The following is a 761-nucleotide window of genomic DNA, read 5'->3' as shown; positions in this document are numbered from 1 at the left end:
GATGGTTCTTGGCCTCCTTGCGATGACGGCTGAACTCCAGCCGCACCTCGGTGATGACTTCCTCGACGCGGAGGTCGAGCCGCAGCCGCCCCCGCCCGCCGCTCCGCCCGCGCGGCAACAGGCAGGTTCCGCGCCGGTGATGCCCGCTATTGCTTCGGCCATGACTTCGATCAGCGCCGCGTCGATGCCACGGGCTCCACGCTCAGTGAGCGCCTCGCAGGCCTTGAAGGCGCGCAGGGCCGTGGCCAGTTGCCCCGCCGTCAAGTGCGTGATCGCAACACCATCGCATGGCAGGCCCAGTCGGCGGCAGGTCTCTTGTTTGATGCTCATGAATTAATCCTTGTTGATGCGCGGCCAAGCAGGCGTTGCATTTCGGTGTGCAGCACGGATTGCCCGAATGCGTACAGGTGCTCGCGCACGCGCTCGGCATCGTTCTTGCGGAATGCGCTCGTGCCCACACCGAAACCCGTGCTGCTCCTGATCCTCGATGGCTGGGGCCATACAGTGTTACTAACTTACTACGCGCCACCCCGACGCACTCTCGTTGCCCACAAGGAGGCGGCGACGTGGGCAAGCTGTTCGAGAGGGTAAGGGAAGCGCGCTGGATGACCGGGCTATCTCAGGACGCCTTGGCTCCGGTTGGCCCGGTCGTCAGGGAACCGGACCGCGCCAGCGCGGTCCGATCCCGGCAACGACCCGACATCAAGGCCCCAAGGACGGGGCCGGAGCCCGGCAGCGATGCCGGGCTTTTTGTTGTGCCC

General features: G+C 65.8%; 2 protein-coding genes. One reads left to right on the top strand and one right to left on the bottom strand.

Going from position 1 to position 761, the window contains the following annotated elements:
* On the bottom strand, window positions 1–330 hold a 330-nt coding region (locus tag WCE05_RS25870; protein WP_140159805.1), incomplete at its 3' end, for a hypothetical protein.
* 236 nt (window positions 331–566) lie between these two features.
* Here WCE05_RS25870 and WCE05_RS25865 point away from each other — a divergent pair.
* Window positions 567–761: hypothetical protein (locus WCE05_RS25865; RefSeq protein ID WP_205998077.1), on the top strand; the 195-nt coding region annotated here is incomplete at its 3' end.

It is taken from the genome of Pseudomonas sp. I2 (genome assembly GCF_040984075.1).
GTDB lineage: Bacteria > Pseudomonadota > Gammaproteobacteria > Pseudomonadales > Pseudomonadaceae > Aquipseudomonas > Aquipseudomonas guariconensis_B.
Note: the sequence above shows the minus strand (reverse complement) of the source record. Positions and strands in the feature narration are given on the sequence as shown.